Here is a 13,254-nt window from a genome sequence, read left to right as displayed (position 1 = left end):
TTTTAGATTAAGTTGTGGTTATGAGTGTTTTACCGCTACTGCTTCCAATACATTTGCAACACTTTTACACTTATCTGTTGCAGATTCTAATGAAGATAAAACTTCCTTGTATTTGATGATGTTTTTGGCATCAGTTTCGTTCTCGAAAATTTCTTGAACCGCTTTATCAAAAATACGATCCGATTTATTTTCTAATTTATTGATTCGTTCACATATTTCGTAAATACGATTTACATTTCTCAAATCTTTCAATTGCTCAATTCCTTCACCGATTAATTGACAAGCCTCTAAGTTAACAGCTGTAATTTTGCGGATAGATTTTGTAATTTTATCTACTTGATAAATATTGATACGATTCGCTGCACCATTTAAATTATCTGCAACATAATCGATAGATTTTACTAATTGATAAATATCTTCTCTGTCAAAAGGCGTGATAAAGTTTTTACTTAACTCTAAATTTGTTTTTTGAGTAAGATATTCAATTTTACTTTCGATTTTAGAAATTTGAGCGATGTAATCTTCGCGTTCCTCAACTGGTGCGTTTACACATTCGTGTAACAATTCAGCTAATTTGATTAAACTTTTTGAAGCCTCCTCGAACAAAGGATAGAATACTTTATCCTTTGGAGTAAATAATTTAAAAAATGAGTTTACCGACATTTAATAATGTTTTGAAGTGCAAAATTAATTTTTCTAATGTAAAATTAACGTTAAATAAATGTTTACACGAAATAAACTTGATAATCTTTTCAATTTTAATTGCTTAAAATTAAGTTTTTTTTTCACTCGATATAAAATGATTAATATTTAATGTTTATTGTTTTATTAATTAAAAATAGGTAAATTTATAACAGTCTATTATTATCGAATGAAACCTCTACGTCCTCAATATAAATCTCATATTCTATCTACAAGTTTTGTGGATCAAAGTCCTATAGGTTTCGCTCAATTTTTTGGTGATGAATTGTTATTATCTTATGCAAATTCAAATTTTAATATTTTTTTAGGCTTGCAAAATGATGAAATTGAGATCAATGCAAAATCAATTTTTGAAAATGACCAGTTTCATGAAATTTATACAATGATTACAAAAGCTTATGATTGTAATGATGTCTCGAAAGAAGTAAAGGTTGTAAATGTGAAACATGGAGATAGAGAAAAATGTAATTTTTTGGAGTTTGTTGTTTCATCTGTTATTAATCAAGAAAATAATTGTGTAGAAAGTGTTTCTGTTGTTGTAATGGAGATTATTCAACAAAATTATTACGAGAACCGATTGATGAATACGCTTACAAATTTTGATTATATCGTTTCTAATTCTTTAACGTCTACGATTGTTCTTACAGGAATTGATCCAATTATTGAAGTGGCTAATCAAAAAATGATTGACTTTTTGGGAAGAGGAAACGCTATTTCCGGAAATAGATTTTTTGATGTTTTGCCAGAATTGGAAACTGAGAATGTAATTCAATTATATCACCGTGTATTTGAAGAGAAAAAAGAACAAGAAGAAAAAGAATTTAAAGTAGATTATTTTTATAATAACGTTCTTTATACTAAGTTTTTGCATTTGCTACTTCGTCCAAAATTGAATAATAATGGTGAGGTTAGTGCTATTATAGTTTCATCTATTGATATTACAGATTCGATAGAAACTCGAGAAAAACTTAAAAAAAGTGAGAATTTATTAAAAGCTTTTTTGGATCATGTACCCGTTTCGATAAATGTTTTAGAAGGAGAAAGTTTTAGATATAGATTATCAAATAAATTATCGAATAAAATTTGGGGGCACGATATCAAAATAGATTCTATTGTAGAAGATACGGTTTCATATATAAAAGATCGTCCTATTTACAAAGAATTACAATTAGTTTATAAAACAGGTGTGCAAATTGAAAAAAGAGGGCATCAGTTTTCGGATAGAAATGGTGATACAAAATATATCAATTATATTTTGCAACCAATCAAAGATGAAGAAGATAAGGTAGAATATATTTTGACATTAGGCTATGATGTTACCAATGAAATTGAATATAAAAATAAATTAGAAGCTAATGAAAAGCGATTCAAAATTTTAGCAGATTTTATGCCTCAATTTGTTTGGACTTCAGATAAAGATGGTGTTGTAACATATTTTAATAAAAATTGGTACGATGCTTTCGGTTTAGGAGTTGATACCGATCCTGACAAAAGCTTTTGGAGTTTAATGCATCCGAATTTTCTTGATAAAGTTAGAAATAGTTGGATGGATGCAGTTCATCAAAATTCTACTTATGAGGTAGAATATCAATTAGTGAATCCAATTACCAATATCAGCAAATGGTATTTAGCACGCGGAAAAAGAGTTTGTAATGATAATGACGAAACCGAACTTTGGATTGGTACTTGTACAGATATTGATGATTTTAAACAATTACAGAAACAAAAAGACGATTTTATTGGAATAGCTAGTCATGAACTGAAAACGCCTTTGACAAGTTTAAAATTGTATGCACAATCTGTAGAAATAAATCTTCGGAAACAGGGAGATGAAAAAAATGCTGAAGTTGTTAAGAAAATGGAAACTCAAATCAATAAACTGAATAAGTTGATTTCAGACTTGTTAGATGTTACCAAAATCCAAAGTGGACGAATGGTTTTACAAGATTCTATTTTTTTGATGGAAGATTTGGTTGCTGAAATTGTAGAAGAGCAGCAAATGTCTACAAAAACACATACAATTATTTTGACTAAAGAAAGTGCTGGATATATACGTGGTGATAAAGATAGAATAGGGCAAGTTTTGAGTAATCTTATTAATAATGCAGTGAAATATTCGCCAAATGCAAAAGAAGTAGAAGTAAATTTAGAGTTGATTGATGGTTCTGCAAAAGTTTCAATAAAAGATAACGGTTTTGGAATTCCTCAAAATAAAATTCACCAAGTTTTTGATCAATATTTCAGAGTAGGTAGCGAATATGAACAAGGAATTAATGGTTTGGGATTGGGATTGTTTATTTGTGCTGAAATCATAAATAAAAGTAATGGTCAAATCTATGTCAAATCAGAATTACATAAAGGCTCTACTTTCTGTTTTGAGTTACCAATTCTCAAATAATTTTTTCAATTATTCACGATTATTATCATTTTTCAAATAAAAGATTTTACCATTATTGATTTTCTTGGTGAAATCTTTCTTCCATATTAAAATACTGTAAAAAAATACTTAGCGAATTATAAAATTTTATAAATCAATGCAAAATAAATGTCTAAATATTTTTTTTTGCTAGAATATTTTGTAGTTTTGCATGCCCAAAAAATGGGTTTAATCCAAATTTAAAAGGAAATTTAATTAGTATGCCAACAATTCAACAATTAGTTAGAAAAGGTAGAAAAAAACTAACCAAGAAGAGTAAATCGGCTGCATTGGAATCATGTCCACAACGCCGCGGTGTTTGTACACGTGTTTACACTACAACTCCTAAGAAACCTAACTCAGCAATGCGTAAAGTTGCTCGTGTTAGATTAACAAACGGGAAAGAAGTTAACGCGTACATCGGTGGTGAAGGTCATAATCTTCAAGAGCACTCGATAGTATTGGTTAGAGGAGGTAGAGTTAAAGATTTACCAGGTGTGCGTTACCACATTGTACGTGGAGCGTTAGATACTGCGGGAGTAAACGGACGTACTCAACGTAGAAGTAAGTATGGAGCGAAACGTCCTAAAGATGCTAAAAAATAAATTTAAGGTAAGATGAGAAAGACAAGAGCTAAAAAAAGACCTTTACTTCCAGATCCTAAATTTAATGATCAGTTAGTAACTCGTTTCGTAAACAACTTAATGTACGACGGAAAAAAATCTGTAGCATTCAAAATTTTCTATGATGCGTTAGAAATCGTAGATTCTCGTAAAGAAGATGCAGAAAAAACTTCATTAGACATTTGGAAAGAAGCATTATCTAATGTAATGCCTCACGTAGAAGTACGTTCTCGCCGTGTTGGTGGAGCTACATTCCAAATTCCAATGGAAATTCGTCCAGACCGTAAAATTTCAACAGCAATGAAATGGTTAATCAAATATTCTCGTAACAGAAACGAGAAATCGATGGCTCAAAAATTAGCTGGAGAAATTATTGCAGCTGCTAAAGAAGAAGGATCTGCCGTTAAAAAACGTCAAGATACTCACAAAATGGCAGAAGCTAACAAAGCATTCTCTCACTTTAGATTCTAATACACGATGGCAAGAGATTTAAAATACACAAGAAACATTGGTATTGCTGCTCACATCGATGCAGGAAAAACTACAACGACAGAGCGTATCTTATTCTATTCAGGTAAGAATCACAAAATTGGAGAAACTCACGAAGGATCAGCTACAACTGACTGGATGGAGCAAGAGGCTGAAAGAGGTATTACAATTACTTCTGCAGCTGTAACAGTAGATTGGACATTCCCAACAGAACAAGGTAAACCATTACCAGACGCTAAAGGATACCACTTTAATATTATCGACACTCCTGGTCACGTTGACTTTACAGTAGAGGTAAACCGTTCTTTACGTGTTTTAGATGGTTTAGTTTTCTTATTCTCAGCAGTAGATGGAGTTGAACCTCAGTCTGAAACAAACTGGCGTTTAGCAGATAACTATAAAGTTCCTCGTTTAGGTTTCGTTAACAAAATGGACCGTCAAGGAGCTGACTTCTTAAATGTATGTCGTCAAGTACGTGAAATGTTAGGATCAAACGCTGTTCCTATTGTATTACCAATCGGTGACGAAGCAGACTTTAAAGGAGTTGTAGATTTAATTAAAAATCGTGCAATTGTATGGCATGATGAGAATCATGGTTCTACATTTGATGTTGTTGAAATCCCAGCTGATATGGTTGATGATGTAAGACAATTCCGTGGTCAATTAATTGAAGAAGTAGCTGCGTATGATGAGAACTTATTAGAGAAGTACATGGAGGACGAAAACTCTATTACTGAAGAAGAAGTTCACGCTGCATTACGTGCTGCAACATTAGACATGTCTATCATCCCAATGACTTGTGGATCTTCGTTCAAAAACAAAGGTGTACAATTCATGTTAGATGCTGTATGTCGTTACTTACCATCACCAAGTGATAAAGAAGCGATCCCAGGAACTGACCCAAAAACTGACGAGCCTATCACAAGAAAGCCTTCAGTTGATGAGCCATTCGCAGCATTAGCATTTAAAATTGCTACTGACCCATTCGTAGGTCGTTTAGCATTCTTCCGTGCTTATTCAGGTGGATTAGACGCTGGATCTTACGTGTTAAATACTCGTTCTGGTAACAAAGAACGTATTTCTCGTATCTTCCAAATGCACGCGAACAAACAAGAGCCTATCGAGAGAATCGAAGCAGGTGATATTGGAGCTGCAGTAGGTTTCAAAGATATTAAAACAGGAGATACTTTATGTGATGAAAAAGCACCTATCGTATTAGAGTCTATGGACTTCCCAGATCCAGTAATTGGTATCGCAGTTGAGCCTAAAACGAAAGCTGACGTTGATAAATTAGGTATGGCTTTAGCTAAATTAGCTGAAGAAGATCCAACATTCCAAGTAAAAACTGATGAGGCTTCTGGTCAAACAGTTATTTCTGGTATGGGTGAGTTACACTTAGATATCATCGTTGACCGTTTAAAACGTGAATTTAAAGTAGAGGTTAACCAAGGAGAGCCTCAAGTAGAGTACAAAGAATCATTCTCTCGTCCAGCTAATCACCGTGAGGTTTACAAAAAACAATCAGGTGGTCGTGGTAAATTTGCTGATATCGTTTTCGAAATGGGACCAGCAGATGAAGGAAAAGTAGGTTTAGAATTCGTTTCAGAAATTAAAGGTGGTAACGTTCCAAAAGAATTTATCCCTTCTATTGAGAAAGGTTTCAAAGCTGCAATGAAGAATGGACCTTTAGCAGGATTCGAAATGGATTCGTTAAAAGTTACTTTAAAAGATGGATCTTTCCACCCTGTGGATTCTGACCAATTATCTTTCGAGTTAGCTGCTCAAATGGGTTACAAAGCTGCTGCAAAAGCTGCTGGTGCTCAAATTTTAGAGCCTATCATGAAGTTAGAGGTTTTAACTCCAGAAGAAAACATGGGTGACATTGTAGGTGACTTAAACCGTCGTCGTGGTCAAGTATCAGGAATGGATGATAGAAATAACGCTAAAGTTATTAAAGCTATGGTTCCATTAGCAGAAATGTTCGGATATGTAACTTCATTACGTACATTATCTTCTGGTCGTGCTACATCTACAATGGAATTCGATCACTACGCTCCTGCACCAACAAACGTGTCTGAAGCTGTAATCGCTAAAGCAAAAGGTAACGCTTAATTCAAGAAAAATGAGTCAAAAAATTAGAATAAAATTAAAATCTTACGATTATTCTTTAGTTGATAAATCAGCTGAAAAAATCGTAAAAACTGTAAAAGCTACAGGAGCTGTTGTTAATGGACCAATTCCATTACCAACTCACAAAAGAATCTTTACAGTTTTAAGATCTCCACACGTTAACAAAAAATCTCGTGAGCAATTTCAATTATCAGCTCACAAAAGATTATTAGACATTTATTCTTCTTCATCTAAAACAGTTGATGCTTTAATGAAGTTAGAATTACCTAGTGGTGTTGAAGTAGAAATTAAAGTATAGTTAGCTGTATTTTAAATAAATATAAACCCTGAGACGTGCACATCTCAGGGTTTTTTTATGAATTACTGTAAGAATGCTTTGATTGATATTTTTCGCTGTTTGTAAACTTTTGAAAAATAATCAATTGAAAGTTTGTTGTTTACAAATTAATTCATACATTTGCATGCTGATTTTAGAGAAGATCTCTAGTGGTCGAAAGTCCACATTCTCTGAAATATTAAACAAATTATTAACATATTTTAATCAAATGTCAGGTATCATTGGTAAAAAAATCGCGATGACTAGCTTATTTGATGAGAACGGGAAAAATATTCCTGTGACAATCGTAGAGGCTGGGCCATGTGTGGTTACTCAAGTCAGAACCGTAGAGAAAGATGGGTACGTTGCTGCTCAACTTGGTTTCGATGACGCAAAAGAAAAAAACACGACTAATGCTTTAAAAGGTCACTTTAAAAAAGCAGGAACTACTCCAAAGAGAAAGTTAGTTGAGTTTTACGGAGAAGAATTCGTAAACTCTTTAACATTAGGAGGAGAAGTTAACGTTGAGTTATTCAACGAAGGAGAATTTGTAAGTGTTACAGGTACTTCAAAAGGAAAAGGTTTCCAAGGTGTTGTTAAACGTCATGGTTTCGGTGGGGTAGGTCAAGCTACACACGGTCAACATAACCGTTTAAGAGCTCCAGGTTCTATCGGTGCTGGTTCAGATCCATCTCGTGTATTCAAAGGAATGCGTATGGCTGGAAGAATGGGTGGTAAACAAGTTACTGTTCAGAACTTAAAAGTACTTAAAGTGGATACTGAGAAAAATCTTTTAATTGTTAAAGGTGCTATCCCAGGTCCTAAAAATTCATACGTAATCGTTAGAAGATGGAAGTAGTAGTATTAAACATCAAAGGTCAAGAAACTGGAAGAACAGTATCTTTAGACGAGGCAGTTTTCGGAATTGAGCCTTCTACACACACAGTGTACTTAGAAGTTAAACAATATTTAGCAGCTCAACGCCAAGGAACGCACAAAGCAAAAGAAAGAGCTGAGATTGCGGGATCAACTCGTAAAATCAAAAAGCAAAAAGGAACAGGTACAGCTCGTGCTGGTTCTATCAAATCTCCAGTGTTTAGAGGAGGAGGTAGAGTTTTCGGACCTCGTCCAAGAAACTACTCTTTCAAATTAAACAAAGCACAAAAGAGATTAGCTAAAAAATCAGTTTTATCACAAAAATTAGCTGAGAATGAAATCAAAGTTGTTGAAAACTTTTCTTTCGAAGCACCAAGAACTAAAGAGTTCAAAACTGTTTTAACTGATTTAGGATTAGAGAACACAAAATCATTATTCGTATTAGGTGAATCTAATAGCAATGTATATTTATCTTCTCGTAACTTACAAAAAGTTAAAGTTGTTACAACTGAGGAATTAAATGTATTTGATTTAATCAATGCTTCTCAAATCGTATTTTTAGAAGGTTCTTTAGCAACAGTTCAAGAAAATTTAACAAAATAAGACGAAGAAAATGGGAATCATAATTAAACCAGTAATTTCAGAAAAAGCAACTAATAACAGTGAGTTGTTAGGGCAATATTCGTTTTATGTAGACACAAAAGCTAACAAAATTCAAATTAAAGAAGCTGTAGAAAAAACTTACGGTGTATCTGTAGTTTCTGTTAGTACTTTAGTATCTGCTCCAAAAGTAAAAACTCGTTACACAAAAACAGGTTTTCAAACTGGAAAAACAAATAAGTTGAAAAAAGCGATCGTTAGCTTAGCTGAAGGTCAAGAAATAGAGTTGTTCGGATAATTTAAGAATTAAAAAATGTCAGTAAGAAAATTAAAACCTATCACCCCGGGACAACGTTTTAGAGTGGTTAATGAATTTGCGGCAGTAGATAAAAATGCTAAGCCAGAAAAGACATTAGTTGAAGGAAAATCTAAATCGGGTGGACGTAACAACACTGGTAAAATGACAATGCGTTATATCGGTGGTGGACACAAACAAAAATATCGTATCATCGACTTCAAACGTGATAAAGAAGGTGCTGCAACTGTAGAATCTGTACAATACGATCCAAACAGAACTGCATTCATCGCTTTATTATCTTACGAAGATGGTGAAAAACGTTACATTATTGCTCAAAATGGTTTGAAAGCTGGACAAGTAATTGTTTCAGGTGAAAACGTAGAACCAGAAGTAGGTAATGCTATGAAGCTTAAAAATATGCCATTAGGTACAGTAATCTCTTGTATTGAATTACGTCCAGGGCAAGGAGCAGTTATGGCAAGAAGTGCAGGTACTTATGCTCAATTAGTTGCGCGTGATGGTAAATATGCTATCGTTAAGTTACCAAGTGGTGAATCAAGAATGATTTTAGTGGAGTGTAAAGCAACAGTAGGTGTTGTTTCTAACACAGACCATCAGTTAGAAGTTTCTGGTAAAGCTGGTCGTTCTAGATGGCAAGGTCGTCGTCCAAGAACTCGTCCAATGGTTATGAACCCTGTAGATCACCCAATGGGTGGTGGTGAAGGTCGTGCGACAGGAGGTATCCCTCGTTCTCGTAACGGTATTCCAGCGAAAGGTTACAAAACTCGTGACAAGAAGAAAGCGTCTAACAAATATATTGTTGAAAGAAGAAAAAAATAATTTATGGCACGTTCATTAAAAAAAGGACCATTCATCCACTATAAATTAGAAAAGAAAGTTCTTGCTAACGTAGAAAGCGGTAGCAAAAACGTGATCAAAACATGGTCAAGAGCATCAATGATTTCTCCTGATTTTGTTGGTCAAACAATCGCAGTACACAACGGAAAGCAATTTATTCCTGTTTATGTTACTGAGAATATGGTAGGTCATAAATTAGGTGAGTTCGCTCCTACACGTACTTTTAGAGGTCATGCCGGAGCTAAAAACAAAGGAAAAAAATAGTAAAGGGCCATGGGATCTAGAAAAAGATTAAGTAACGAAAGAATCAAAGAAGCTAACAAGCAGGTAGCTTTTGCGAAATTAAATAATGTTCCTACTTCTCCTCGTAAGATGAGATTAGTAGTAGATATTATCCGTGGAGTTGAAATTCAAAAAGCTTTAGGTATTTTAAAATATACTAAAAACCACGCTTCAATCCGTTTAGAGAAATTGTTATTAAGCGCTATCGCTAACTGGCAAATCAAAAATGAAGGAGCTGATGTTGAAGAAGCTGGATTATATGTTAAAGAAATCTCTGTTGATAGTGCACGTCAATTAAAAAGAATTCGTACTGCACCTCAAGGTAGAGCACATAGAATCAGAAAACGTTCAAACCATGTAACTTTGGTTTTAGGAACTAAAGAAGATAAACAAAAAGTACAAGATTAAGAATATGGGACAAAAAACTAATCCAATCGGAAATCGTTTAGGAATCATCAGAGGATGGGATTCTAACTGGTACGGTGGAAATGATTACGGTGATAAAATTGCAGAAGATGCAAAAATTCGTACTTATTTAAGAGCACGTTTGTCTAAAGCCGGAGTTTCTCGTATTTACATCGATCGTACTTTAAAATTAGTTACAGTAACTGTAACTACTGCTCGTCCAGGTATCATTATTGGTAAAGGTGGACAAGAAGTTGACAAATTAAAAGAAGAGTTAAAGAAAATCACTGGTAAAGAGGTTCAAATTAACATCTTCGAAATTAAGAGACCAGAATTAGATGCAATCTTAGTAGGGGATAGTATCGCTCGTCAAATTGAGAATCGTATTTCTTACCGTCGTGCTATTAAAATGGCAATTCAATCAGCAATGAGAATGAACGCAGAAGGAATCAAAGTTCAAATCTCTGGTCGTTTAAACGGTGCAGAGATGGCACGTTCTGAAACTTATAAAGATGGACGTATTCCTTTGTCTACATTCCGTGCAGACATTGATTACCACATTTCAGAAGCTCATACAACTTATGGTCGTTTAGGGATCAAAGTATGGATCATGAAAGGTGAGGTATATGGTAAGAGAGAATTATCTCCTTTAGTTGGATTACAGAAAAAACAAAAAAAATCTGACAACAACAGAAAGGGAGGTGAAAGATCTAATAATAGAAAGCGATAATTTAGTTTAACAACTAACATAAAGAATTAAGTAGATATGTTATCACCGAGAAGAGTAAAGTTTAGAAAAACCCAAAAAGGTAAGATGAAAGGTGTTTCTCACAGAGGAACTCAATTAGCTTACGGGACTTTCGGGATCAAATCTTTAGACGAAGCGTTTATTACAGCACGTCAAATCGAGGCAGCTCGTATTGCTGCAACTCGTTTCATGAAGAGAGAGGGTCAATTATGGATTAAAATATTTCCAGATAAACCAATTACTAAGAAACCAGCAGAGGTACGTATGGGTAAAGGTAAAGGTGCACCAGAATATTGGGTAGCTCCTGTACAACCAGGTCGTATCTTATTCGAAGTAGGAGGTGTGCCAGTAGAGGTTGCAACTGAAGCATTGCGTTTAGCAGCTCAGAAGTTACCTGTTAAGACTAAGTTTATCGTTGCACGTGATTTCCAAAATTAATAATTTCAAAAATTAAGAAAAAATGAAAGCAGCAGATATTAGAAATCTAAGTGTTGAGGAGTTACAAGCTAAAATAGCTGAAGAACAAGCGAACTACGATCAATTAAAATTGACAAACGCTGTTTCTCCTGTAGCAAATCCAATCGGTATTAGAGACTTACGCAGAACAATTGCTCGTTTGAATACCGTGTTAAACGAAAAACAATCATAACAGTAATCTGTAACTGATGGAAAGAAAATTAAGAAAAGAAAGAGTAGGTTTAGTTACATCAAACAAAATGGAAAAAACCATTGTTGTAGCTGAAACTAAGAAGCAAAAGCACCCATTCTATGGGAAATTCGTTTTAAAAACGAAGAAATATACAGCGCACGACGAAAATAACGAGTGTAACGAAGGTGACACAGTGCGTATCATGGAGACTCGTCCTTTGTCTAAAAACAAAAGATGGAGATTAGTAGAAATCATTGAAAGAGCTAAATAAGATAAGTTATGTTACAACAAGAATCTAGATTAAAAGTTGCAGATAACACAGGAGCTCGTGAAGCATTAGTAATCCGCGTTTTAGGTGGTACTAAAAGAAGATACGCATCAGTAGGTGACAAAATCGTAGTTGCGATCAAAGAAGCTACACCTTCAGGAAACGTTAAAAAAGGTGCTGTATCAAAAGCTGTTGTAGTTAGAACTAAAAAAGAAGTTCGTAGAAAAGACGGTTCATATATCCGTTTCGACGATAATGCATGTGTATTATTGAACACTCAAGGAGAAATGCGTGGTACTCGTGTATTCGGTCCAGTTGCTCGTGAGTTACGTGATAAAGAATATATGAAAATTGTATCATTAGCCCCAGAGGTATTATAATAGAACAACATGGCAAAGTTAAAAATTAAAAAAGGAGACAAAGTAGTCGTATTATCAGGATCTAACAAAGGTCAAACTGGTACTGTGTTACGCGTATTCCCTGACAAAGCTAAAGCTATCGTTGAAGGGGTTAATATTGCAAAAAAACGTGTAAAGCCAAGCGCACAAAATCCACAAGGTGGAGTTGTTGAAAAAGAAGCTCAAATCTATTTATGTAAATTGGCTTTAGTAGATCCAGAAACTGGGAAAGCAACGAAAGTAGCGATCAAAGAAGAAGGAGGTAAAAAAGTAAGAATTGCTAAAAAATCTGGTAAAGCTATTTAAGAATGAGTACAACAACATACACACCTCGTCCGCAGGTTAAATATAAAGAAGAGATTGTAGCTGCTCTTAAAGAAGAGTTCGGATACAAATCTATTATGCAAGTTCCTAAATTAGAGAAAATTGTTTTATCTCAAGGTTTAGGTGCTGCTACAGCTGACAAAAAAATCGTTGATTACGCTATCGAAGAGTTAGAATTAATCACTGGTCAAAAAGCAGTAGGAACAATTTCTAAGAAAGATGAAGCAGCTTTCAAATTACGTAAAGGAATGCCAATTGGGGCTAAAGTAACTTTACGTGGTGAGAAAATGTATGAATTCTTAGACCGTTTAGTATCTGCAGCTTTACCACGTGTACGTGATTTTAGCGGTATTTCTTCTACAGGTTTCGACGGTAGAGGTAACTATAACTTAGGTATCAAAGAACAAATTATCTTCCCAGAAATTAATATTGATAAAATCAAGAAAATTCAAGGTTTAGATATTACCTTTGTAACTTCAGCGAACACAGATAAAGAAGCTAAAGCTTTATTATCTAAATTCGGATTACCATTTACTAAAGAAAAATAAGAAGTCATGGCTAAAGAATCAATGAAAGCGCGTGAGCGCAAAAGAGAAGCATTAGTTGCTAAATATGCTGCGAAACGTCAAGCTTTATTAGAAGCTGGTGACTACGAAGCATTACAAAAATTACCTAAAAACGCTTCTCCTGTACGTTTACACAACCGTTGTAAATTAACAGGTCGTCCAAGAGGATACATGAGAACTTTCGGGATCTCTCGTGTAACTTTCCGCGAAATGGCGAACGAAGGGTTAATCCCAGGTGTTAAAAAAGCGTCTTGGTAATTTACCAATAGCTTTAGAAATATTAAATCCTTACTCTTTATTGAGTAA

At 34.3% G+C, this 13,254-nt stretch carries 20 protein-coding genes; 19 read left to right on the top strand and 1 reads right to left on the bottom strand.

Going from position 1 to position 13,254, the window contains the following annotated elements; all coding sequences use genetic code 11:
- Positions 1-18 precede the first annotated feature (18 nt).
- Positions 19-663 carry a DUF47 domain-containing protein gene (locus HXZ74_RS08865; RefSeq protein ID WP_019974212.1) on the bottom strand — a complete coding sequence of 215 codons (645 nt, stop codon included), beginning with the start codon at positions 661-663 and terminating at the stop codon, positions 19-21.
- A gap of 208 nt (positions 664-871) precedes the next feature.
- Between HXZ74_RS08865 and HXZ74_RS08860 the strand changes: the two genes are divergently transcribed.
- From HXZ74_RS08860 to rpsN, 19 genes are all read left to right on the top strand, one after another.
- Positions 872-3,100 carry a PAS domain-containing sensor histidine kinase gene (locus HXZ74_RS08860; protein ID WP_286474900.1) on the top strand — a complete coding sequence of 743 codons (2,229 nt, stop codon included), beginning with the start codon at positions 872-874 and terminating at the stop codon, positions 3,098-3,100.
- Positions 3,101-3,339: 239 nt separating this feature from the next.
- A complete protein-coding gene (rpsL, locus tag HXZ74_RS08855) occupies positions 3,340-3,723 on the top strand; it encodes a 30S ribosomal protein S12 (RefSeq protein ID WP_019974211.1) in 384 nt (127 codons plus the stop codon).
- Positions 3,724-3,735: 12 nt separating this feature from the next.
- A complete protein-coding gene (gene rpsG / locus HXZ74_RS08850; protein WP_019974210.1) occupies positions 3,736-4,212 on the top strand; it encodes a 30S ribosomal protein S7 in 477 nt (158 codons plus the stop codon).
- Between the two features lie 6 nt (positions 4,213-4,218).
- The gene (gene fusA, locus HXZ74_RS08845; RefSeq protein ID WP_180905902.1) at positions 4,219-6,342 is read left to right on the top strand and encodes an elongation factor G; all 2,124 of its coding nucleotides are present in this window, start codon (positions 4,219-4,221) and stop codon (positions 6,340-6,342) included.
- Between the two features lie 10 nt (positions 6,343-6,352).
- Positions 6,353-6,658: a 30S ribosomal protein S10 gene (gene rpsJ, locus HXZ74_RS08840; protein ID WP_019974208.1), complete on the top strand. Its 306-nt coding sequence runs from the start codon at positions 6,353-6,355 to the stop codon at positions 6,656-6,658.
- 247 nt (positions 6,659-6,905) lie between these two features.
- Entirely contained in the window at positions 6,906-7,535 is a 630-nt protein-coding gene (rplC, locus tag HXZ74_RS08835; RefSeq protein ID WP_026357390.1) for a 50S ribosomal protein L3, read from the top strand.
- Entirely contained in the window at positions 7,526-8,155 is a 630-nt protein-coding gene (gene rplD, locus HXZ74_RS08830) for a 50S ribosomal protein L4 (protein ID WP_038335460.1), read from the top strand. Before rplC ends, rplD begins: the two co-directional genes overlap by 10 nt.
- Before the next feature lie 10 nt (positions 8,156-8,165).
- The gene (gene rplW / locus HXZ74_RS08825) at positions 8,166-8,450 is read left to right on the top strand and encodes a 50S ribosomal protein L23 (protein WP_038335466.1); all 285 of its coding nucleotides are present in this window, start codon (positions 8,166-8,168) and stop codon (positions 8,448-8,450) included.
- A 15-nt stretch (positions 8,451-8,465) separates the two neighbouring features.
- Entirely contained in the window at positions 8,466-9,290 is an 825-nt protein-coding gene (gene rplB, locus HXZ74_RS08820; protein WP_038335472.1) for a 50S ribosomal protein L2, read from the top strand.
- Positions 9,291-9,293: 3 nt separating this feature from the next.
- Complete coding sequence (gene rpsS / locus HXZ74_RS08815; RefSeq protein ID WP_019974202.1) at positions 9,294-9,572, top strand: 30S ribosomal protein S19; 279 nt, start codon at positions 9,294-9,296, stop codon at positions 9,570-9,572.
- A gap of 9 nt (positions 9,573-9,581) precedes the next feature.
- Positions 9,582-9,998, top strand: a complete 417-nt coding sequence (gene rplV / locus HXZ74_RS08810) for a 50S ribosomal protein L22 (RefSeq protein WP_019974201.1) — start codon at positions 9,582-9,584, stop codon at positions 9,996-9,998.
- Positions 9,999-10,002: 4 nt separating this feature from the next.
- Positions 10,003-10,725 carry a 30S ribosomal protein S3 gene (rpsC, locus tag HXZ74_RS08805; RefSeq protein WP_019974200.1) on the top strand — a complete coding sequence of 241 codons (723 nt, stop codon included), beginning with the start codon at positions 10,003-10,005 and terminating at the stop codon, positions 10,723-10,725.
- A 36-nt stretch (positions 10,726-10,761) separates the two neighbouring features.
- The gene (gene rplP, locus HXZ74_RS08800) at positions 10,762-11,181 is read left to right on the top strand and encodes a 50S ribosomal protein L16 (protein ID WP_038335490.1); all 420 of its coding nucleotides are present in this window, start codon (positions 10,762-10,764) and stop codon (positions 11,179-11,181) included.
- Positions 11,182-11,203: 22 nt separating this feature from the next.
- Complete coding sequence (gene rpmC, locus HXZ74_RS08795) at positions 11,204-11,392, top strand: 50S ribosomal protein L29 (protein WP_038335494.1); 189 nt, start codon at positions 11,204-11,206, stop codon at positions 11,390-11,392.
- 16 nt (positions 11,393-11,408) lie between these two features.
- Positions 11,409-11,663 carry a 30S ribosomal protein S17 gene (gene rpsQ, locus HXZ74_RS08790; RefSeq protein WP_019974197.1) on the top strand — a complete coding sequence of 85 codons (255 nt, stop codon included), beginning with the start codon at positions 11,409-11,411 and terminating at the stop codon, positions 11,661-11,663.
- 8 nt (positions 11,664-11,671) lie between these two features.
- Positions 11,672-12,040 (top strand): 50S ribosomal protein L14, encoded by a 369-nt coding sequence (gene rplN, locus HXZ74_RS08785; protein ID WP_019974196.1) that lies wholly within the window; start codon positions 11,672-11,674, stop codon positions 12,038-12,040.
- Positions 12,041-12,049: 9 nt separating this feature from the next.
- Positions 12,050-12,364 carry a 50S ribosomal protein L24 gene (rplX, locus tag HXZ74_RS08780; protein ID WP_038335509.1) on the top strand — a complete coding sequence of 105 codons (315 nt, stop codon included), beginning with the start codon at positions 12,050-12,052 and terminating at the stop codon, positions 12,362-12,364.
- Positions 12,365-12,366: 2 nt separating this feature from the next.
- Positions 12,367-12,930 carry a 50S ribosomal protein L5 gene (gene rplE / locus HXZ74_RS08775; protein ID WP_038335516.1) on the top strand — a complete coding sequence of 188 codons (564 nt, stop codon included), beginning with the start codon at positions 12,367-12,369 and terminating at the stop codon, positions 12,928-12,930.
- A 6-nt stretch (positions 12,931-12,936) separates the two neighbouring features.
- Positions 12,937-13,206, top strand: coding sequence for a 30S ribosomal protein S14 (gene rpsN, locus HXZ74_RS08770; protein ID WP_019974193.1), 270 nt, complete (start codon positions 12,937-12,939; stop codon positions 13,204-13,206).
- Positions 13,207-13,254 lie beyond the last annotated feature (48 nt).

Origin of the sequence: Empedobacter sp. R750 (assembly GCF_030324345.1) — a bacterium.
In the GTDB taxonomy this organism is placed as follows: domain Bacteria; phylum Bacteroidota; class Bacteroidia; order Flavobacteriales; family Weeksellaceae; genus Empedobacter; species Empedobacter falsenii_C.
This window is presented reverse-complemented; position numbering and strand designations above follow the sequence as displayed.

Coding starts and splice junctions, on each gene's coding strand:
- HXZ74_RS08865 (WP_019974212.1), bottom strand. CDS start 663: ATGTCGGTAAACTCATTTTTTAAATTATTTACTCCAAAGGATAAAGTA.
- HXZ74_RS08860 (WP_286474900.1), top strand. CDS start 872: ATGAAACCTCTACGTCCTCAATATAAATCTCATATTCTATCTACAAGT.
- rpsL (WP_019974211.1), top strand. CDS start 3,340: ATGCCAACAATTCAACAATTAGTTAGAAAAGGTAGAAAAAAACTAACC.
- rpsG (WP_019974210.1), top strand. CDS start 3,736: ATGAGAAAGACAAGAGCTAAAAAAAGACCTTTACTTCCAGATCCTAAA.
- fusA (WP_180905902.1), top strand. CDS start 4,219: ATGGCAAGAGATTTAAAATACACAAGAAACATTGGTATTGCTGCTCAC.
- rpsJ (WP_019974208.1), top strand. CDS start 6,353: ATGAGTCAAAAAATTAGAATAAAATTAAAATCTTACGATTATTCTTTA.
- rplC (WP_026357390.1), top strand. CDS start 6,906: ATGTCAGGTATCATTGGTAAAAAAATCGCGATGACTAGCTTATTTGAT.
- rplD (WP_038335460.1), top strand. CDS start 7,526: ATGGAAGTAGTAGTATTAAACATCAAAGGTCAAGAAACTGGAAGAACA.
- rplW (WP_038335466.1), top strand. CDS start 8,166: ATGGGAATCATAATTAAACCAGTAATTTCAGAAAAAGCAACTAATAAC.
- rplB (WP_038335472.1), top strand. CDS start 8,466: ATGTCAGTAAGAAAATTAAAACCTATCACCCCGGGACAACGTTTTAGA.
- rpsS (WP_019974202.1), top strand. CDS start 9,294: ATGGCACGTTCATTAAAAAAAGGACCATTCATCCACTATAAATTAGAA.
- rplV (WP_019974201.1), top strand. CDS start 9,582: ATGGGATCTAGAAAAAGATTAAGTAACGAAAGAATCAAAGAAGCTAAC.
- rpsC (WP_019974200.1), top strand. CDS start 10,003: ATGGGACAAAAAACTAATCCAATCGGAAATCGTTTAGGAATCATCAGA.
- rplP (WP_038335490.1), top strand. CDS start 10,762: ATGTTATCACCGAGAAGAGTAAAGTTTAGAAAAACCCAAAAAGGTAAG.
- rpmC (WP_038335494.1), top strand. CDS start 11,204: ATGAAAGCAGCAGATATTAGAAATCTAAGTGTTGAGGAGTTACAAGCT.
- rpsQ (WP_019974197.1), top strand. CDS start 11,409: ATGGAAAGAAAATTAAGAAAAGAAAGAGTAGGTTTAGTTACATCAAAC.
- rplN (WP_019974196.1), top strand. CDS start 11,672: ATGTTACAACAAGAATCTAGATTAAAAGTTGCAGATAACACAGGAGCT.
- rplX (WP_038335509.1), top strand. CDS start 12,050: ATGGCAAAGTTAAAAATTAAAAAAGGAGACAAAGTAGTCGTATTATCA.
- rplE (WP_038335516.1), top strand. CDS start 12,367: ATGAGTACAACAACATACACACCTCGTCCGCAGGTTAAATATAAAGAA.
- rpsN (WP_019974193.1), top strand. CDS start 12,937: ATGGCTAAAGAATCAATGAAAGCGCGTGAGCGCAAAAGAGAAGCATTA.